This is a genomic window from Pseudomonas sp. SWRI99 (genome assembly GCF_014270125.1).
GTDB lineage: Bacteria > Pseudomonadota > Gammaproteobacteria > Pseudomonadales > Pseudomonadaceae > Aquipseudomonas > Aquipseudomonas hamedanensis.
The window spans coordinates 1-19,979 of sequence record NZ_JABWQR010000042.1 but is presented as its reverse complement, the minus strand read 5'-3'; the positions used below and the strand labels follow the sequence as shown (position 1 = coordinate 19,979).

The 19,979-nt window shown below is 61.1% G+C and carries 14 protein-coding genes; 4 read left to right on the top strand and 10 right to left on the bottom strand.

What is annotated here, in order from left to right:
* Nucleotides 1-177: 177 nt before the first annotated feature.
* The 7 genes from dbpA to betI all read right to left on the bottom strand — a co-directional run bounded on the left by dbpA (nucleotide 178) and on the right by betI (nucleotide 10,562).
* The gene (dbpA, locus tag HU743_RS25430) at nucleotides 178-1,563 is read right to left on the bottom strand and encodes an ATP-dependent RNA helicase DbpA (RefSeq protein ID WP_186549283.1); all 1,386 of its coding nucleotides are present in this window, start codon (nucleotides 1,561-1,563) and stop codon (nucleotides 178-180) included.
* A gap of 232 nt (nucleotides 1,564-1,795) precedes the next feature.
* Nucleotides 1,796-3,223 (bottom strand): multidrug transporter subunit MdtD, encoded by a 1,428-nt coding sequence (mdtD, locus tag HU743_RS25425; protein WP_186549281.1) that lies wholly within the window; start codon nucleotides 3,221-3,223, stop codon nucleotides 1,796-1,798.
* A gap of 213 nt (nucleotides 3,224-3,436) precedes the next feature.
* Nucleotides 3,437-4,774: a TldD/PmbA family protein gene (locus HU743_RS25420; RefSeq protein WP_186652017.1), complete on the bottom strand. Its 1,338-nt coding sequence runs from the start codon at nucleotides 4,772-4,774 to the stop codon at nucleotides 3,437-3,439.
* The gene (locus HU743_RS25415; RefSeq protein WP_186549277.1) at nucleotides 4,774-6,216 is read right to left on the bottom strand and encodes a TldD/PmbA family protein; all 1,443 of its coding nucleotides are present in this window, start codon (nucleotides 6,214-6,216) and stop codon (nucleotides 4,774-4,776) included. Before HU743_RS25415 ends, HU743_RS25420 begins: the two co-directional genes overlap by 1 nt.
* 279 nt (nucleotides 6,217-6,495) lie before the next feature.
* Nucleotides 6,496-8,199, bottom strand: a complete 1,704-nt coding sequence (betA, locus tag HU743_RS25410; protein WP_186652015.1) for a choline dehydrogenase — start codon at nucleotides 8,197-8,199, stop codon at nucleotides 6,496-6,498.
* Between the two features lie 208 nt (nucleotides 8,200-8,407).
* Nucleotides 8,408-9,880: a betaine-aldehyde dehydrogenase gene (gene betB / locus HU743_RS25405; RefSeq protein ID WP_186652013.1), complete on the bottom strand. Its 1,473-nt coding sequence runs from the start codon at nucleotides 9,878-9,880 to the stop codon at nucleotides 8,408-8,410.
* 88 nt (nucleotides 9,881-9,968) lie between these two features.
* Nucleotides 9,969-10,562: a transcriptional regulator BetI gene (gene betI, locus HU743_RS25400; RefSeq protein ID WP_042561476.1), complete on the bottom strand. Its 594-nt coding sequence runs from the start codon at nucleotides 10,560-10,562 to the stop codon at nucleotides 9,969-9,971.
* Nucleotides 10,563-10,700: 138 nt separating this feature from the next.
* Between betI and HU743_RS25395 the strand changes: the two genes are divergently transcribed.
* Nucleotides 10,701-10,928 carry a hypothetical protein gene (locus HU743_RS25395; RefSeq protein ID WP_186652011.1) on the top strand — a complete coding sequence of 76 codons (228 nt, stop codon included), beginning with the start codon at nucleotides 10,701-10,703 and terminating at the stop codon, nucleotides 10,926-10,928.
* Nucleotides 10,929-10,991: 63 nt separating this feature from the next.
* Nucleotides 10,992-12,989, top strand: a complete 1,998-nt coding sequence (gene betT, locus HU743_RS25390; RefSeq protein ID WP_186652009.1) for a choline BCCT transporter BetT — start codon at nucleotides 10,992-10,994, stop codon at nucleotides 12,987-12,989.
* A gap of 227 nt (nucleotides 12,990-13,216) precedes the next feature.
* Here betT and choV read toward each other — a convergent pair whose 3' ends face one another.
* From choV to HU743_RS25375, 3 genes are all read right to left on the bottom strand, one after another.
* Nucleotides 13,217-14,395, bottom strand: coding sequence for a choline ABC transporter ATP-binding protein (gene choV / locus HU743_RS25385; protein ID WP_016772804.1), 1,179 nt, complete (start codon nucleotides 14,393-14,395; stop codon nucleotides 13,217-13,219).
* Nucleotides 14,392-15,237: a choline ABC transporter permease subunit gene (gene choW, locus HU743_RS25380; RefSeq protein ID WP_186622747.1), complete on the bottom strand. Its 846-nt coding sequence runs from the start codon at nucleotides 15,235-15,237 to the stop codon at nucleotides 14,392-14,394. Before choW ends, choV begins: the two co-directional genes overlap by 4 nt.
* Nucleotides 15,238-15,314: 77 nt before the next feature.
* On the bottom strand, nucleotides 15,315-16,262 hold the full coding sequence (locus HU743_RS25375) for a choline ABC transporter substrate-binding protein (RefSeq protein WP_186631576.1): 948 nt from the start codon (nucleotides 16,260-16,262) through the stop codon (nucleotides 15,315-15,317).
* Between the two features lie 436 nt (nucleotides 16,263-16,698).
* Between HU743_RS25375 and HU743_RS25370 the strand changes: the two genes are divergently transcribed.
* Nucleotides 16,699-18,075 (top strand): L-serine ammonia-lyase, encoded by a 1,377-nt coding sequence (locus HU743_RS25370; protein WP_186549264.1) that lies wholly within the window; start codon nucleotides 16,699-16,701, stop codon nucleotides 18,073-18,075.
* 601 nt (nucleotides 18,076-18,676) lie between these two features.
* The gene (locus HU743_RS25365; RefSeq protein WP_007949927.1) at nucleotides 18,677-19,780 is read left to right on the top strand and encodes a GlxA family transcriptional regulator; all 1,104 of its coding nucleotides are present in this window, start codon (nucleotides 18,677-18,679) and stop codon (nucleotides 19,778-19,780) included.
* The last annotated feature ends 199 nt before the right edge of the window (nucleotides 19,781-19,979 follow it).

Below are 19,979 nucleotides of genomic sequence, written 5' to 3'. Positions count from 1 at the left end.
ACGGTGTCCTCGGAAATATCACTCAAACGGGGAGAGCTTGTGTGGCGAGGGAGCTTGCTCCCGCTCGGCTGCGAAGCAGTCGTCATTCCTGCAATCTCGGTGTGGCTGACAGATTGAGGGGGCCGCTTCGCAGCCCGGCGGGAGCAAGCTCCCTCGCCACAGTTCATCCAAATATTGTCAGAGAATGCGCACCCGCAACGAACGGCCCTTGATCTTGCCGTCGTTCAAGCGCTGCAAGGCCTGCATGGCGACGGTGCGTTCCACGGCCACGAAAGCCTGGAAATCGAAGATCGCAATCTTGCCAACCTGAGCGCCGGGAATGCCGGCTTCGCCTGTGAGCGCGCCGAGAATGTCGCCCGGACGCACTTTGTCCTTGCGGCCGGCGCCGATGCACAGGGTGGTCATCGGCGGTTGCAGCGGTGCCAGACCCTGGGATTTCAGATTGTCGATCTGGTCCCAGTTCAGCGGCGCTTTCTGCAATTGTTCGATGGCTTGCGCACGGTGTGCTTCGGACGGCGCGACGAGGCTGATGGCAATGCCTTTCTCGCCCGCACGACCGGTACGGCCGACGCGGTGAATGTGGATTTCCGAATCGCGCGCCAGCTCGACGTTGATCACCATGTCCAGCGCATCGATGTCCAGACCACGGGCGGCAACGTCGGTGGCAACCAGTACCGAGGTGCTGCGGTTGGCAAACATCGCCAGCACTTGATCGCGATCGCGCTGTTCCAGATCGCCGTGCAGGCCGACCGCGGAAATGCCTTTGGCGGTCAGGTGATCGACGGTTTCCTGCACCTGTTGCTTGGTGAAGCAGAACGCCACGCAGGACGCCGGACGGAAATGGTGCAGGACTTTGGTCACCGCGCTCATGCGTTCTTCCGGGGAAATCTCGTAGAAGCGCTGCTCGATCTGCGTGTCGTCATGGAAGGCTTCAGCCTTGACGGTCTGCGGGTCGCGCATGAACTTCGACGCCAGTTGCTTGATGCCCACCGGGTACGTCGCGGAGAACAGCAAGGTCTGACGGCGCTCCGGGGTCTTGATGATGATGTCTTCGATGGCGTCGTAGAAACCCATGTCGAGCATGCGGTCGGCTTCGTCGAGAATCAGCGTGTTCAGGCCATCGAGCACCAGCGAACCCTTGCGCAGGTGCTGCTGAATGCGCCCCGGGGTGCCGACGATGATGTGCGCGCCGTGCTCCAGCGAAGCGATCTGCGGACCGAACGACACGCCGCCGCACAGGGTCAGGACCTTGATGTTGTCTTCGGCACGGGCCAGACGGCGAACTTCCTTGGCGACCTGGTCGGCCAGCTCGCGGGTCGGGCAGATCACCAGCGCCTGGCAACCGAAGTAGCGCGGGTTGATCGGGTTGAGCAGACCGATGCCGAACGCGGCGGTCTTGCCGCTGCCAGTCTTGGCCTGGGCGATCAGGTCCATCCCCTTGAGGATCACCGGCAAGCTCTGCGCCTGGATCGGCGTCATCTGGGCATAACCGAGTGATTCGAGGTTAGCCAGCATGGCGGCGGACAGCGGCAGAGTATTAAAAGCGGTGGCGATGGTGGTCACGGGACTGGCCTGCAAAACAAAATGTCGCGCAGTGTAGCAGCCCCGTGACGATTTCCTCGACAGTTCTGGACGAACAGCGATTGAATCGCGAACTGCAAACAAACCTGTGGCGAGGGAGCTTGCTCCCGCTGGACTGCGCAGCAGTCCCTCTGCTTTTCAAGTCAAACGCGGGGGGCGCTGCGCGACCCAGCGGGAGCAAGCTCCCTCGCCACAAAATCCCTCCAGCATCAAATCAGTGCTCGATGTGCTCTTCAGGACGCTTGGCGCGGCGGCCGTCTTCCTTCGACAGCTGCGAGAAAATCGTCGCGGCGAGCATGGCCATGATGCCGACTGTGACAAAGGTCAACTGGAACGCACCGAGTACGGTTTCCACGCCATCGTTGCCGACCTTGGCGGTGAAGCCGCCGAGCAGCGCACCGGCACACGCCACGCCGAGGCTCAGCGACAACTGCGCCACCACCGACAGCAAGCTGTTGCCGCTGCTGGCGCTGGCATCGTCAAGGTCGATCAGCGTCACGGTGTTCATCGCCGTGAATTGCAGCGAGTTGATTGCCCCCAGCACCGCCAGCAGGCACAACAGCAGCCAGTACGGCGTCTGCTCGCTGACCAGACCCATGCTCGCCAGCATGATCCCCAGCGCCAGGGTGTTGCCGGTGAGCACGATGCGGTAGCCGAGGCGTTCGATCAGCGGTCGCGCGACCCACTTGGCAACCATCGCCGCAGCGGCCAGCGGCAACATGCTCATGCCGGCCTGGGACGGCGAATAGCCCAAGGCCACTTGCAGCAGCAACGGCACCAGAAACGGCAGGGCGCCGCTGCCCAGCCGCGCGAACAGGTTGCCGAGAATGCCGACGGCAAAGGTGCGGGTCTTGAACAGCGACGGCGCGAACAGCGGATTCTCGATATGCCCGGCGCGCAACCAGTACGCCGCCAGACAGGCCATGCCGGCGAACAGCAGCAACATCACCCGCAGGTGTGGCAAGTGCAGTTCGCCGAGGCCTTCCATGGCGATGGTGATCAAGATCATCGCCGCACCAAACAGCAGGAAGCCCAAGCTATCGAAGCGCGTGCGCTCAGTGCCGCGCAGGTCGGGAATGAATTTCCACACCGCGTAACAACCGATCACCCCGACCGGCAGATTGATCAGGAAGATCCAGTGCCACGTCAGGTATTCGACCATCCAGCCGCCCATGGTCGGACCAATCAGCGGGCCGAGCAGGCCGGGGATGGTGATGAAACCCATGATCCGCACCAGTTCCGAGCGCGGATAGGCGCGCAATACCACCAACCGCCCGACCGGCAACATCAGCGCACCGCCGAGGCCCTGAATCACCCGTGCACCGATCAGCATGCTCAGGCTGCTGGACAAGGCGCACAGCAGCGAGCCGAAGCTGAACAGCAGAATTGCGCCGAAGAAGATTTTCTTGGTGCCGAAGCGGTCGGCGATCCAGCCTGAGGCCGGGATCAACAGAGCCACGGTGAGCATGTAGGCAATGATCACGCCCTGCATGCGCAACGGGTCTTCGGCCAGATCGCTGGCCATGGCCGGCAGCGCGGTGTTGAGAATCGTCCCGTCGAGGGACTGCATGAAAAACGCAATGGCAACGACCCACGGCAACCAGCGGGCGGTGATGGCGTCGAGAGGCGGGCGGTTGGGCATGGAACCTCTTGTGAATGGCTGATCCGGATTGTCGTTCTGAATGAAACCCTGTGGCGAGGGAGCTTGCTCCCGCTCGGCGGCGAAGCCGTCGTATATAAGGCCAACGCGGAACTACTGAAACACCGTGTTGGCTGGTTTTGGGGTCGCTTCGCAACCCAGCGGGAGCAAGCTCCCTCGCCACAGTTGAGTGTGCACCCCTCGGTGGGGTGCGACTTACAGGGTCAGGGTCAGTCGGCTGACCAGCGCCCCCGGCAACAGCGATGACGAAGTGTTGCGCTGGCTGTAGGTACTCGCCGACAGCAGCAATTCGCGCTCCGTGGTCAGCGCCTCAAGCTGCGAACCGAGCAGGCTGTAGGCGCTATCGTCGAAACGCATGGTGCTGACCGGTGCCTGGATCTCGCCGTTCTCGACCCAGAAGGTCGCGAAGCGGGTCATGCCGGTCATGCGCGCCGCCGGTTGATCCGAGTAGTTCAGGTACCACAGGTTGCTGATGTACAGCCCGGTGCCCAGCTCTTTCAATATCTGTTCTTGCGACAGATCACCGGCCGCCATGTTCAACGCACTGGGCATTTCGCCGCCGCCCGCGCCGTTGGCCGCCAAACCGTATTCGGCCGCACTGCGCGAACCGACCAGTTGATCGCCGGCCTGGCCTTCGATGATCAGGCGCAGATCGCTGCGCGGATAACCTTCGGCGGAAAACGCCGGGCTTAGCGATTCACTGACCTTTTCATCCAGCGACACCAACGGGCTGAACGCCTGATCGCCGACATACAGTTTCTGCAACGGACTGCTCTTGCTGGCGATCGACTGCGCCGAGAAGCCGCCCCAACTGAGCATGCCCATGATTTCTTCCAGCGCTGCCGGTGCCAGATAGGCGCGGTACTGACCTGGCGCCAAGGTGCGTAACGGTCGACCGAGGAACTCAAGTTGCTCGCGTGCCTGAGCGAAACGCCTGGCGAAACCTTCATCGCTCCAGTCGTGGCCGGCGTAGCTGGCTTTCACCGCTTCGCCGTTTTCGTGAAACAGACTGAAGTCGAAATTGAAACTGTTGGCCTCATGCCAGCCAAACGCACCCGCCGAACTGGCGAAACCCCGGCTGATCGGGCCGGCCGCGTAAAAACCGACCAAATCCAGACCTTCAGCGGCCGCGCAGATTTGGGCCACGACATCTTCGGTGTCCGGCAGCGGATGCGCTTGTACATGCGTGCTCTGCCAGCCGTTGTGATTGAGCAGCAGATACGGATCCTGCGGCAGCAATGGCAGGGTTTCGCGCAGTTGTTGCAGGCCTTCGGCAAGACGTTGCAGATCGGCTTCCTGGTCCCCGGACAAGGTGATCTGCAAGTCGGCGTGACGACCGTCGTTGATCAGTTTCAAGCCGACATTGGCCTGCTGCACCTGCCCGGCCTGGCGCACCTTGGCGTGATTGAAGCGCACGAACGCCGAGGCTTCGGCGGCGTAGCTGAGCGTGAATTGTTCCGGCTCGCGCACACTGTCGCGCAGCCAGTCGACCATGACCTTGAAGGCGTCGGACTGACGCTTGGAAATGTTCATCAGGCGTCTCCCCCAAACACATCAATGTTGCTGAATACGCAGGCCGGCGAAGCATGGCCGACGCGAATCACCTGGTTCGGTTCGCCCTTGCCGCAGTTCGGTGTGCCGAGCACCTTGACGGTGTTGGCGTCGCCGACCGCGCGCAGGCTTTTCCAGAAGTGCGCGGAAATTGCCCGGTAGTTGGGATTTTTCACCACGCCTTTAAGTTCACCCTTCTCAATCAACTGGCCCCATTCGCAGCCGAACTGGAATTTGTTGCGCGCATCATCAATCGACCACGAGCGGTTGGTGCTCATCAGAATGCCGTGTTCGATACCGCCAATCATCTGCTCCAGCGTCTGATCGCCCGGCTCGATATTGAGGTTGGCCATGCGGTCGATCGGCGGCCGGTTCCAGCCGCAGGCGCGGCTGTTGGCAACGCCGTCGAGGCCGGCGCGATACTGCGACAGCGCCCCGCCCAATGGGCGCAGCAGCAGGCCATCGCGAATCAGGAATTGTTTGCTCGCCGCAGTGCCGTCGTCGTCATGGCCGTAGCTGGCGAGTTCTTCAGGAATGCCCGGATCGAAAGTTACGTTAAGCAGGTTTGAGCCGTATTGCAGGCTGCCGAAATCGCTGGTCTTGACGAAACTGGTGCCGGCGTAATTGCGCTCGTCGCCCAAAATCCGGTCGAGCTCCAGCGGATGGCCGATGGACTCGTGGATCTGCAACATCATCTGGTCCGGCATCAACAACAGATCGCGCGGGCCTTGCGGGGTATTGGGGGCGAGCAGCAATTGCAGCGCCTGATCGGCGACTTGCGGGCCGGCGCCGACCAGGCCGCAACGGCTGATCACGTCGGCGCCGCCCTGTTGGCCGAAGTTTTCACGGCCCAGGCTGCGGGTCTGGCTGTCGTTGCCGTCGTAGGCGGTGACGTCGAGGCTCGGGTAGACGAAGCGTTGGGCCTGGCGCAATTCGGCGCCGGCGCTGCTCAAATAAATCTGCTCGACGTGGGTAATGCCGATGCTCACCTGCCAATTGACCAGGCGCTCGTCCTTGGGCACCGAGGCGGACTCTGCACCGAGCAGTTCGAAGCATTCGCTCAGGGACGGGAAGGGCTGTTCCAGGTTGGGTGAAAAATAATCGGCGCGGTCGCTTGAGACCGGTTGCTCGCGCAGGTCGAGCAGGGCATGCGGCTTGAGCCGGCGTGCTTGCTGTTCGGCGCGTTCGAGGGCCGCTTGCAGGCCTTGCTGCGACAGGTCGTTGGTCGCGGCGTAGGCTTCGACGCCATTGACGCGCACGGTGAGCATCGCCCCTTCGTCCCGGCTCAGGCTCGGCGGTTCGGCGACATTCTTGCGCACCGACAGGTACTGCCCGGATTCGCGCACATAGCGCAGGGAAAAGAATTCAGCGCCCGTGCGCAAGGCAGCGAAGCGCTGCTTGAGCTGGGGGTGGAAATCGAACATTCGGGAACCTCCTTGTAGGGGGAAGCGGTAGAGCGACGGCGGGGCGGGGTGAAACGGTTGCGCGAGGTCTAGAGTAGGCCTGCGTGGGGGTAGGATCAAGTGAAGAGGGGGTGTAGGGGGATTTACTTGAAACAGAGGGATTTGTGCTGAATGGCAGGGCCTCATCGCGAGCAGGCTCACTCCTACAGTTAATCGTCAGTGTCCACAGAGTTTGTGTTCACTGGAGATCCTTGTAGGAGTGAGCCTGCTCGCGATCAGCCTTGATGCGGTGTAACTGGATTACTGAGTAACCGGGGTGATATCACGCATCGGCTTGCCCTTCACCGGCGCACCGTTTGCCACGAAGTACGCCGCATTGCTGCGCGGCAGCGGCTTGCGGCCACGGATCTTGTCGGCGATTTTCTCGGCCATCATGATCGTCGGCGCGTTGAGGTTGCCGGTGGTGATGATCGGCATGATCGAGGCATCGACCACGCGCAGGCTTTGCATGCCATGCACACGACCTTCGCCATCGACCACGGCCATCTCGTCGGTGCCCATCTTGCACGAACAGGACGGGTGGAACGCGGTTTCGGCGTGCTCGCGGATGAACTTGTCGAGCTGCTCATCGGTTTGCACTTCAATGCCCGGGCTGATTTCGCGGCCACGAAAGGCGTCCAGTGCCGGCTGTTGCATGATTTCCCGGGTCAGGCGGATACCGTCGCGGAATTCCTGCCAGTCCTGCTCGGTGGCCATGTAGTTGAACAGGATGCTCGGGTGCTGGCGTGGATCCTTGGATTTGACCTGGATGCGACCACGGCTCGGCGAACGCATGGAACCCATGTGCGCCTGGAAACCATGTTCTTTCACACCGTTGCTGCCGTTGTAGTTAATCGCCACCGGCAGGAAGTGGTACTGGATGTTCGGCCATTCGAATTCCGGGCGCGAACGGATGAAACCGCCGGCCTCGAACTGGTTGCTGGCGCCGATGCCGGTACCGTTGAACAGCCACTCGGCACCGATCGCCGGCTGGTTGTACCAGAGCAGCGACGGGTACAGCGAGACCGGTTGGGTGCAGGCGTATTGCAGGTACAGCTCAAGGTGATCCTGCAGGTTTTCGCCCACGCCCGGCAGGTCGTGAACCACCGGGATGTCGAGGCTTTCCAGCAGTTTCGCCGGGCCGACCCCGGAGCGCTGCAGAATCTGCGGCGAGGCGATGGCGCCGGAGCACAGCAGGACTTCTTTGCGCGCCTTGGCTTCAACGCGCTCTTCGGCGTCGCCAATCAGGTAACGCACGCCGACCGCTCGCTTGCCTTCAAACAGGATCTTGTCGGTCAGGGCATGGGTGATGATGGTCAGGGTCGAGCGCTTCTTGGCGATGTCGAGGTAGCCACGCGCGGTGGAAGCACGACGGCCATTCGGCGTTACGGTGCGGTCCATCGGGCCGAAGCCTTCCTGCTGGTAGCCGTTCAAGTCTTCGGTGCGCGGATAGCCGGCTTGCACGCCGGCTTCGACCATGGCGTGGAACAGCGGATTATTGCCGGCTTTCGGCGTGGTCACGCTGACCGGGCCGTCGCCACCGTGGTAATCGTTCGGGCCGATGTCACGGGTTTCGGCTTTGCGGAAGTACGGCAGGCAGTCGAGGTAGGACCAGTCTTCCAGGCCCGGCAGTTTCGCCCAGCCGTCGTAGTCCATGGCGTTGCCGCGGATGTAGCACATGCCGTTGATCAGCGAAGAACCGCCGAGGCCTTTGCCGCGACCGCACTCCATGCGACGACCGTCCATGTGTGGCTCTGGATCGGTTTCGTAAGCCCAGTTGTAGCGACGGCCCTGCAGCGGGAAGGCCAGTGCGGCTGGCATTTGCGTGCGGAAGTCGAGGCGGTAATCCGGGCCACCGGCTTCAAGCAGCAGCACGGTGACGCCTTCGTCTTCAGTCAGACGGGTCGCCAGGGTGTTACCGGCCGAGCCGGCACCGATGATGATGTAATCGAATTCTTGGGACATTGAATGCACCCTCTTTGGATGTGGTCAGGCTGTCGAGTGGCCACTCTCTGTGGCGAGGGAGCTTGCTCCCGCTCGGCTGCGCAGCAGTCGCAAACTGCGACCGTGCTCTGTCTGGATTAATCGCGGTGTCTGCAGTCGGGGCCGCTTCGCAGCCCGGCGGGAGCAAGCTCCCTCGCCACAAAGGGCCCGACTTAAGAATGGCGTCAGATCAGAACACCGAGACGTAATCGCCCAGCTCGACCTGTACCGATTTGATGCGGGTGAAGTTATTGAGAGAGCTGATACCGTTCTCACGGCCCACACCCGACTGCTTGTAGCCGCCGACCGGCATTTTCGCGTCGGACTCGCCCCAGGCGTTGATCCAGCAGATACCGGCTTCCAGTTGATGAATCACGCGGTGCGCGCGGTTCAGGTCGCGGGTGACGATACCGGCGGCCAGACCGAAGTCGGTGTCGTTGGCGCGGCGGATCACTTCTTCTTCGGTTTCGTAGGAGAGGATCGCCATGACCGGGCCGAAGATTTCTTCACGGACGATGGTCATCTCGTCGGTGCAGTCGGTGAACACGGTTGGCGCAACGAACGCGCCCTTGGCGAATTCGCCGTCGGTCAGACGACCGCCGCCGCACAGTACGCGGGCACCTTCTTCCTTACCTTTTTCGATGTAGGACAGCACGCTTTCCATGTGGGCGAAGCTGACCAGCGGGCCGAAGTTGGTGTTTTCGTCTTCCGGGTTGCCGACGCGGATGCGTGCAACGCGCTCAACGATCTTGGCTTCGAAGGCGGTTTTCAGGTGCGCCGGGACGAATACACGGGTGCCGTTGGTGCAGACCTGACCGGAGCTGTAGAAGTTGGCCATCATCGCGGTGTCGGCGGCGCGATCGAGGTCGGCGTCGTCGCAAATGATCAGCGGCGACTTGCCGCCCAGTTCCATGGTCACGTCCTTGAGCGACGAGGCCGAGGCGCTGGCCATGACTTTCTTGCCGGTGTCGGTGCCGCCGGTGAAGGAAATTTTCTCGATGCGCGGGTGCTCGGTCAGCCAGGTGCCGACTTCACGGCCGCTGCCGGTCAGCACGTTGAACACGCCATTCGGCACACCGGCTTCGGTGTAGATTTCAGCTAGTTTGAGGGTGGTCAGCGAGGTGACTTCGCTTGGCTTGAAGATCATCGCGTTACCGGCGGCCAGCGCAGGTGCGGATTTCCACAGGGCGATCTGGATCGGGTAGTTCCACGCGCCGATACCGGCAACCACGCCCAGTGGCTCGCGACGGGTGTAAACGAAAGAAGTGTCACGCAGCGGGATCTGCTCGCCTTCGATGGCGGGCACCAGACCTGCGTAGTATTCCAGCACGTCAGCGCCGGTGACGATGTCGACGTACTTGGTTTCGGAGAAGGATTTGCCGGTGTCCAGGGTTTCCAGCGCGGCCAGCTCATCGTTGCGCTCGCGCAGGATGTCGACGGCGCGACGCAGGATGCGCGAACGCTCCATGGCGGTCATCGCGGCCCAGACTTTCTGGCCCTTTTCGGCGCTGACTACGGCGCGCTCGACGTCTTCCTTGGTTGCACGTTGCACCAGCGCGAGGACTTCACCGTTCGCCGGGTTGATGGCTTCGAAGGTGGCATCGCTGCCAGCGTCGGTGTACGCGCCATCGATGTAGAGTTTTTGCAGTTCGAAACGGGCCATAGTGTCCTCGCAAGTGCATTGGTGGTTGGCGTTGCCCACCGCGATCACGCTGCGGTGGAGTTCAGGGGCTGAGCGTTTTCTGTGTGCTCTAGCTCACCTGCTTGGCCAATTGGAAATCCATGTATTCGTAAGCGATCTGTTGCGCCTGCGCCGTGTCGAAAGCGTCTCCCGACAGCGCGCCGCGCAACCACAAGCCATCAATCAAAGCTGCCAGGCCTCGGGCGGCGCTGCGCGCGTCTTCGAGCGGCAGCACACGGCGGAACTGGCAGCACAGGTTGGAATACAGACGGTGATCGTTGATCCGCTGCAACCTGTGCAAAGACGGCTGGTGCATGCTGGTGGCCCAGAAGGCCAGCCAGGTTTTCATTGCCGGGCCATTGACCTGGCTGGCGTCGAAGTTGCCTTCGATGATCACCTGCAGATGCGCCCGTGGGCTGTCATCTGCCAGCGCCTGACGGCGCGCGGTGACGCTCTCGCTGAGGGCGGTCATCAGGTACCGCATCGTGGCGGCGATCAGGCCGTTCTTGTCCTGAAAGTAATGACTGATGATGCCATTCGAGACACCGGCCAGACGGGCGATCAGCGCAATGCTGGCGTCCCCCATTCCGACCTGATCGACCGCCTGCAATGTGGCTTCGATCAGTTGTTGGCGGCGGATGGGTTGCATACCGACCTTGGGCATCTTGCACATCTCCTTAGGCCTTCCGAGGGGCGAATGACGCCGATCGGATTGAGGGCCAGTCTATTTTGTTTTGATTGAACGTTCAATCAACAAAGAATAAGATCTGCGACAATTCGTCGCTGCCTACAGATTTTTCCTATGCGTGATGACGATAAAAACCGACACCTGAAACGGCTCGAAACCTGCGTGGGGCATGGCGCGGTTCGCGATTCGATGGACGTGTTGAAAGGGCAAGACGCTCGGGGCCAGGTTTCGGATGAACGTCCGGCATCGCTGGCCACGAAAGCGAATACGCAACGCCATTTCGGCAGGTTCGGGCTTTTTTCGGAGTGTCTTTATATCACCCGCCGGTCGGCTGCCAACTAACCGATTGATCGGGTCCCGTGTTGCCTTGTGTTCTTCTCTCGCACTGCCTGGAGCATTTGTGCCATGAGTTCTGCCTCGCTAATAAAGACCCCGCCCGAGAAGGTGACGGTCAACGGTTGGGTGTTCTACACCTCGACCGCGCTGATTCTGTTGTTGACCGCCATTCTGATCATCGCCCCGCAAGAGGCCGGCAGAGTGTTGGGTATCGCTCAGGCCTGGTTGTCGCGCAGCTTCGGCTGGTACTACATGGTGGTGATCGCGGCCTACCTGGTGTTTGTGGTCGGTCTGGCGTTTTCCTCGTACGGCAAACTCAAACTGGGCAGCAAGGACGACACCCCGGATTTCAGTTACGGCGCCTGGGCGGGGATGCTGTTCTCGTCGGGCATCGGTATTTCGCTGCTGTACTTCGGCGCGTCCGAGCCGCTGGATCACTATTTCAATCCGCCAGAAGGCACATCGGCCACCCACATGGCCGCGCGTCAGGCGGTGCAACTGACGTTCCTGCACTGGGGCCTGCACGGCTGGGCGATCTACGCGCTGGTCGGCCTGGCCGTGGCGTACTTTGCCTATCGGCATAACCAGCCGCTGGCGTTGCGTTCGGCGCTGTATCCGCTGGTTGGCGAGCGTTGGGTCAAAGGCGCGGCCGGTCATGCGGTCGACGGCTTCGGCATGTTCGTGACCCTGCTGGGGCTGGTGACCAACCTGGGCATTGGTTCGTTGCAAGTGTCGTCCGGGCTGGAAAACCTGTTCGGCATGGAACACAGCAACACCAATCTGCTGATCGTGATCATCGTCATGAGCACCGTGGCGACCATCGCTGCCGTGTCCGGCGTGGAAAACGGCATCCGTCGCCTGTCCAACCTGAACATCGTGCTGTTCAGCGGTCTGCTGATCTTCGTTCTGCTGTTCGGCCCGACCCTGCACTTGCTCAACGGCTTCGTGCAGAACATCGGCGACTACCTCAATGGCGTGGTGCTGAAGACGTTCGACCTGTACGTCTATGAAGGCGACAACGCCAAGTCTGATCGCTGGCTGGGCCTGTGGACGCTGTTCTATTGGGCGTGGTGGATTTCCTGGGCGCCATTCGTGGGCATGTTCATCGCACGGATCTCCCGTGGCCGCAGCGTGCGTGAGCTGGTCGCGGGCGTGCTGCTGATTCCACTGGGCTTCACCTTGGCCTGGCTGTCGATCTTCGGTAACTCGGCGCTGGATCTGGTGATGAACCAGGGCGCGGTGGAGCTGGGCAAAACGGCGCTGGAACAGCCGTCGATGGCGATCTATCAATTGCTGGAGCATTACCCGGCGTCGAAGATTGTCATTGGTGTGTCGATCTTCGTCGGCTTCGTGCTGTTCCTGACCCCGGCCGACTCCGGCGCGGTGATGATGGCGAATCTGTCGTGCAAGGGCGGCAACGTCGATGAAGACGCACCGCACTGGCTGCGGATCTTCTGGTCGGTGGTGATTACCCTGGTGACCATCGGTTTGCTGTTCGCCGGTAATTTCGAAGCCATGCAGACCATGGTGGTGCTGGCCGGTCTGCCGTTCTCGGTGGTGCTGATCTGCTTCATGTTCGGCTTGCACAAGGCGATGCGCCAGGACGTGCAGATTGAACAGGAGCAAGCGCAACTGGCCGAGCGCGGGCGTCGTGGATTCAGCGAGCGTTTGACGCAACTGGATCTGCAGCCGAGCCAATCGGTGGTGCAGCGTTTCATGGACAAGCACGTAACCCCGGCGCTGGAGGATGCGGCGGCGCAATTGCGCAATCAGGGAATTGAAGTGCAGACGCTGTTGGGTAAAGCCAAGCGCTGCATGGGCGTGCGGGTCGAGATGGAAGAGGGCAACCCTTTCGTTTACGAAGTGAGCCTGGAGGGTTATCTGGCGACCCCGACCGAATCGGCGCAATCGGATGAGGCTCGTCAGCGTTATTACCGGGCCGAGGTGTATCTGCACAACGGTAGCCAGGATTACGACTTGATGGGCTTCACCCCGGAGCAGATCACCCGGGATGTGCTGGATCAGTTCGAGAGCCATCGGCAGCTTCTTGGCCGGGTATACAGCTAGGTTTGGCGGTGCAGTGATGTGGCGAGGGAGCTTGCTCCCGCTGGGCTGCGAAGCGGCCCCAAACCCGACAGCGCGGTGATTCAGTCAGAACGTGTTATCCGGATTCACGACTGCTTCGCAGCCGAGCGGGAGCAAGCTCCCTCGCCACAGTTGTCCATATTTCAAGTTCAATATCTGTACAAACAAAAACGCCGCGATAGTCTCGCGGCGTTTTTGTGTCTGCGGGTTTACCCCAGATTCTTGCCCAACAACGCGTGATACAACTCGCTGTCCCCCAGAATTCCGACCACATGGTTGTTGTCGTGCAGCACCAGTTTGTTGCCGGTCTGATAACGAATCTGCAATGCGTCACGCATGCCGATGTTCGAGTCCACCAGCGTCGGCTTGCGCTCCAGGCCTTCCACCGCCTGGCCCGGTGCCCAGTTCTGCAGGTTCAGCACCGAACCGTTCTGCCGCGCGCCCTTGATGGTGTTGCCTTCGGCCAGATCCAGCCACGAATCGCCGCCCGGATCCAGGCACACCGAGCCGTTGATGCGTTTGCACTTGTCCAGCGTACGCATCAGGCTGCGCCCGCAGAGCACGTTGAGCGGGTTGGTGTGGGCGACGAAGGTGCGTACATAGTCGTCCGCCGGGTTGAGCACGATTTCTTCCGGCACGCTGTACTGGATGATCCGGCCGTCTTTCATGATCGCGATGCGGCTACCCAATTTGAGCGCCTCGTCGAGGTCGTGGCTTACAAACACGATGGTCTTGCTCAGCTTGCGTTGCAGCTCCAGCAGTTCGTCCTGCAGGCCTTGGCGGATCAGCGGGTCAAGGGCCGAGAACGGTTCGTCCATCAGCAGGATGTCGGCGTCCATCGCCAGCGCACGGGCCAGGCCGACGCGCTGCTGCATGCCGCCGGAGAGTTCGTCGGGCTTCTTGTTGCGCCATTGGGTCAGACCGACCAGTTCGAGTTTTTCATCGACCAGTTTCTTGCGTTCCTTCTCCGGTCGGCCCTGCATTTCCAGACCGAAACTGATGTTCTCGCGCACCGTCAGCCAGGGCATCAGGGCGAACTTCTGGAACACCATGGCAATGCGCTTGGTGCGCATCATTTTCAGCTCGGCCGGGGTGCAGGAAGCGATGTCGATCTGGCGGTTTTCATGCTCGACGAACAGCTTGCCGCGGCTCACGGTGTTGAGGCCGTTGATGCAGCGCAGCAGGCTCGACTTGCCTGAGCCGGACAGGCCCATCAGCACGCAGATTTCGCCCTTGTTGATGTCCAGCGTGGCTTTTTCCACGCCGACGATCTGACCGGTCTTTTTCAGGATCTCGTTGCGGGTCATGCCCTGGTCGAGCAGCTTGAGCGCCTCGCGTGGATCCTTGGAAAAGATTACGTCGACGTCTTCGAAGCGAATAATGCTCATGCGTCACCCCCTACTTTAGCGTCGGGTTGTTTGCAGATACGGTCGAGCATGATCGCCAGCAGTACGATTGCCAGGCCTGCTTCGAAGCCCAGCGCAATATCAGCAGTGTTCAGTGCGTTGACCACCGGTTTGCCAAGTCCGTCGGCGCCGACCAGTGCCGCGATCACCACCATCGATAGCGACAGCATGATGCACTGGGTGATGCCGGCCGCGATGCTCGGCATGGCGTGCGGCAGTTCGATCCGTGAGAGCAGTTGGCGACGCGAGCAGCCGAAGGCCTTGCCGGCGTCCATCAGTTCTTGCGGGACATCGCGGATGCCCAGATAGGTCAGGCGGATCGGCGCCGCGATGGCGAACACCACCGTGGAGATCAGGCCTGGCACCACACCCAGCCCGAAGAGGGTCAGGGTAGGAATGAGGTAAACGAAGGTCGGTACGGTCTGCATCAGATCGAGTACCGGCCGCATCATGGTGTAGAACATCGGTTTGTGCGCGGCGATGATGCCCAGCGGCACGCCAATCAACACGCAGACCAGGGTCGCGAACAGCACCTGGGCGAGGGTTTCCATGGTTTCCTGCCAGTAACCCAGGTTGAGGATGAGCAGGAACGAGGCGACCACGAACGCAGTCAGGCCCCATTTGCGCTGGATCATGTGAGCGAGTAGCGCGATCAGGCCAATCAAGACCAGTGGGTTGAACCAGGTCAGCGCAAACGTCACGCCGTGGATCATCGTTTCCAGTGTCACGGCGATTGCGTCGAAGGTGTTGGCGCCGTGTTGCGTCAACCATTCGACGAAGCCCGCGATGTACTGGCCTAAAGGTATTTTCTGATCAATCAGCATGGTAGTGAACGTCCGCATGCAAGGAAATTAACAGCCCGGGCAGGCACGCCTGCCCGGCATAAGCGGTGCCTCTGGAATCAAGGCGCGAGCTTGGCTTTCACGGCCTCCAGGCCAGGTTTACCGTCAATGGTGGTCACGCCAGCGAGCCAGGTTTCGAGCACCTGTGGATTCTTTTTCAGCCAGGCCTTGGCGGCCGCGTCAGGCTTCATTTTGTCGTCAAGGATGTTGCCCATCAGTTCACTTTCCATGTCGACGGTGAACTCCAGGTTTTTCAGCAACTGACCGACATTGCTGCATTCGGTGGCGTAGCCCTTGCGGGTGTTGGTGGCCACGGTGGCGGCACCGAAGTCGGGACCGAAGAAATCGTCGCCGCCGGTCAGGTATTGAATCTTGAAACGCTTGTTCATCGGGTGCGGCGCCCAGCCGAGGAAGACCACGGCGGTGTCGCGTTTCTGTGCACGGTCGACCTGCGAGAGCATGCCGGCCTCGGACGATTCGACGACTTTGAAACCGGCGTCCTTCAGGCCAAAGGCGTTCTTGTCGATCATGCTCTGGATCAGGCGGTTGCCGTCGTTGCCCGGCTCGATGCCATAGATCTTGCCGTCGAGTTCTTTCTTGAATTTGGCGATGTCGGCGAAGTCATGCAGGCCTTTGTCGTACAGCGCTTGCGGCACGGCCAGGGTGTATTTGGCGCCTTTGAGGTTGGTGCGCACGGTTTCCACGGTGCCCGCGTCACGGTAGGCCTTGATGTCGTTCTCCATGGTCGGCATCCAGTTGCCGAGGAACACGTCCATGTTCTTGCCGTCGGCCAGCGACTTGTAGGTCACGGGCACCGAGATCATGGTGGTCTTGGTCTTGTAGCCGAGGGCATTGAGCACCACGGAGGTGGTGGCGGTAGTCGCGGTGATGTCGGTCCAGCCGACATCGGAGAAATTAACGGTACTGCACTGTGCCGGTTCTGCAGCTTGCGCCAGTAATGGCAGACTCAGCAGGGCAGCCAACAACAACGACGGGGAACCTTTCATGGATGGACTCCTTGGTGTTTTTTTTGGCAGTGTTCCGACTGTGGACCACCGCACTTATAGGTTGCGGTTGGGTGGCGTTCTGGAGACAGCTGTACCGCAGCGCCTTGCAATCGAGTCATCCCGATCATGTACCAGTGAAAATCTGACGCCTACAGGGAGGGTCGTATCCAGTACAGGGATGGTCGCTTCCAGTGTCGGTGACGTCGCTTACAGCTTTTTTCCGCCCCCGATGACCTTCTGAACTGCATAAAAACGGCGCATTTGCGGGGTGAAAACACTACGGCGCTGGTGGACATGAGTGCGTCGGTGTCAGACGCCGCACGAGCCGGCAAAAGCCCGATGATGCGGGCATTCGGCGGATCGCAGCTTGAGCGTAGCAGCTCCGCCAGCGGGTGCTTTTCACATCCGGACCGGCATCTTCAGGAGCTTCGCAGCAATGGCTATCAGCGTTTTCGACCTGTTCAAAATCGGCATCGGCCCCTCCAGTTCCCACACTGTCGGGCCGATGCGCGCCGCCGCATTGTTCGTCGAGTCGCTACGCGGCAAGCATCAGTTGGAGCAGGTGCGGCGCATCGAGGTGCAGTTGTTCGGTTCGCTGTCGGCCACCGGCATCGGCCACGGCAGCGACAACGCCGTCATCATGGGTCTGATGGGCGAATGGCCGGACGCAATCGATCCGTTGCAAATCGGCCCGCGCATTCAGGCACTGCGCGAAACCCACACGCTGTTACTTGATGGTCGCTTGTCGGTGCCGTTCGTCTGGGCGCGCGACATGCGCCTGATCGACGAAAACCTGCCGTTCCATCCCAATGCCATGACCCTGGTTGCCGAAGGTGAATCCGGTGAGCTGCACCGCGACACCTATTATTCGGTCGGCGGCGGCTTTGTCGTTGATGAGGCGCAAGCCAGCAGCGGCGTGGTCGATCTGGATCGCACCGAATTGCCTTACGACTTTTCCAGTGCGGTCGAGCTGCTCGACCTGTGCAAGAAGAACAATTTGCGCGTCGCCGAACTGATGATGGCCAACGAAAAGGTCTGGCGCAGCGAAGAAGAAATCCGCGCCGGGCTGATGAAGCTGTGGCGGGCCATGCAGGACTGTGTCGAGCAGGGCCTCAAACACGAAGGCATCCTCCCCGGCGGTTTGAACGTGCGGCGGCGCGCGGCGAAGTTGCACCGCAGCCTGCAGGAGTTGGGCAAGCCTAATGTGATCGGCTCAACCCTCAGCGCGATGGAGTGGGTCAACCTGTTCGCCCTCGCGGTCAACGAAGAGAACGCCGCGGGCGGGCGCATGGTCACGGCACCGACCAATGGCGCAGCGGGGATCATCCCGGCGGTGTTGCACTACTTTATGAAGTTCAGCGAAGCGGTCACGGACGCCAACGTCGTCGACTATTTCCTCGGCGCGGCGGCGGTCGGGATTCTGTGCAAGAAGAACGCTTCCATCTCTGGCGCCGAGGTCGGTTGCCAGGGCGAAGTCGGTTCGGCTTGCGCCATGGCGGCGGCGGGGCTGGCGGAGATTCTCGGGGCTACGCCGGAGCAGTTGTGCAACGCGGCGGAGATTGGCCTGGAACACAACCTGGGCCTGACCTGCGATCCGGTCGGTGGCCTGGTGCAAGTGCCATGCATCGAGCGCAATGCAATCGCGGCAGTGAAAGCGATCAACGCCGCGCAAATGGCCCTGCGTGGCGACGGTCAGCACTTTATCTCGCTGGACCGGGTGATCCGCACCATGCGCGACACCGGCGCGGATATGCATGACAAATATAAAGAAACCTCCCGGGGTGGATTGGCGGTCAGCGCCGTTGAATGCTGACGCATATTCTTGTGGCGAGGGAGCTTGCTCCCGCTGGACTGCGAAGCAGGCCCAAATCAGACTCGCGGTTCTGCAATCGAAATGCATCAAAGCTGATTGCGACTGCTGCGCAGCCGAGCGGGAGCAAGCTCCCTCGCCACAATGGGCCATGAACCACATTCATTGTGATGAGATCAGACCAGTCAAAACTGCTCAACAAACGAACACCACAACCCAGCCACGCCACCTTTTGGCGCGTCGCAATCAGACAAGAGTCGTTGTCGGTCGTGACTGTCTAGTCGCTACTTGACCGTCCATCGCCCGTGCTTGCGGTGACACTCTGTCTGAATCGCGCGCAGGCCCGTTCCCACAAGTGCTACCGATCTGCTCACAGACTGCGCAGCAGGCCCCTGGCAGCGCTTGATGGCACTTCGAAATGCCCTGTTCCGAGGTCTCGAATAGACACGTCGCGAGGTCGTTTTCAGGAGTTATTGAACGCTCATCCAATTTTAGGCATGGCAATTGCTCTGTCATAACAAAGCCCGTCTCCCCGTGAGTACGCCGGCAATAACAAGAGCCTCCGCCTGAGGCCATCACCCGCTTTGTGTGAGGAGATACCGCGATGACGTCGTTCAACTCCGGGGCCCAACCCCAGAACCGTGCGCCTCAATCCATCGGCTTTCTGCTGCTGGACAATTTCACGCTGATTTCTCTGGCGTCCGCAGTAGAACCACTGCGCATGGCCAACCAGTTGTCCGGTCGCGAGCTGTATCGCTGGAGCACCCTCACCGTCGATGGCGGTCAGGTGTGGGCCAGTGACGGTCTGCAAATCACCCCTGACGCCTCCATGCACAAAGCCCCGCCGCTGGACACTGTGATCGTCTGCGGCGGCATCGGCATCCAGCGCACCGTGACCCGTGAACACGTCTCGTGGCTGCAAAGCCAGGCGCGTCAGTCCAAGCGTCTCGGTGCGGTGTGCACCGGCAGTTGGGCGCTGGCCTGCGCCGGTCTGCTCGACGGTTTCGATTGCAGCGTGCACTGGGAATGTCTGGCGGCGATGCAGGAAGCCTTCCCGCGGGTGGCGATGAGCACACGCCTGTTCACCCTCGATCGTAACCGTTTCACCAGCTCCGGCGGCACCGCGCCGCTGGACATGATGCTGCACCTGATCAGCCGCGATCACGGCCGTGAACTGTCGGCGGCGATCTCGGAAATGTTCGTCTACGAGCGCATCCGCAACGAGCAGGATCACCAGCGCGTGCCGCTCAAGCACATGCTTGGCACCAACCAGCCGAAGTTGCAGGAAATCGTCGCGCTGATGGAGGCCAACCTGGAAGAGCCGATCGACCTGGACGAACTGGCGGTCTACGTCGCGGTGTCGCGTCGCCAGCTGGAGCGGCTGTTCCAGAAATACCTGCACTGCTCGCCGTCGCGCTATTACCTCAAGCTACGCCTGATCCGCGCCCGGCAACTGCTCAAGCAGACGCCGATGTCGATCATCGAAGTGGCCTCGGTGTGTGGTTTCGTTTCGACGCCGCACTTCTCCAAGTGCTACCGCGAATACTTCGGCATTCCGCCGCGTGACGAGCGCGTGGGCTCCAACACCACCCAGCAAGTGGCGATGCTGCCGCTGCCGCAGGCCATTGTGATGTCGCCGCTGTCGGGGCCGATGTCGGCGCTGAGTCAGGCGCGTAATGAGTCCACTTTTGCCAGTGTGAGGCTGTAGACCCGCACAGCTTTTGTGGCGAGGGAGCTTGCTCCCGCTCGAGCGCGAGGCGCTCGTGAAACCTGCGAATGCGATTTTATCTGGAACAATGCATTTGCCGGTCTGGGGCCGCTTCGCGGCCCAGCGGGAGCAAGCTCCCTCGCCACAAAAGCTGTGCGGGTCTACAGCCTCACACTGGCAAAAGTGGACTCATTACGCG